1 pseudogene is annotated in these 319 nt (G+C 66.8%); it reads left to right on the top strand.

Annotated elements, in window-relative coordinates:
* Positions 1–319: pseudogene (locus QSJ19_RS26680) on the top strand (HNH endonuclease); the annotation flags it as partial.

Here is a 319-nt window from a genome sequence, read left to right as displayed (position 1 = left end):
CAACCATGTGACAGATCTTCTCGGACAACACTTCTCCGGCGCCACCCCCGCCGACATCCTCGATCGTGCCCGCACCCTGGGCAACGTCCTCGCCGACGACACCGGCGGGTTGCCGGCCGCTGAAGACCGCACCATCAACACCCTCACGAAGAACAAGACCACCGACGGGCGCCTGCACGTCGAGGCCGACCTCGACGTCGACGTCGGCGAAAAATTCCAGGCCGCGATGGAACACTACGGTGCACCCCGGCCCGAACCCGACGGCTCCCCCGATGCCCGATCCACCGAACGACGCCTCGCCGACGCCCTCGAAGTTGTG

Source organism: Gordonia sp. ABSL11-1 (assembly GCF_030315685.1).
Lineage (GTDB): Bacteria > Actinomycetota > Actinomycetes > Mycobacteriales > Mycobacteriaceae > Gordonia.
Note: the sequence above shows the minus strand (reverse complement) of the source record. Positions and strands in the feature narration are given on the sequence as shown.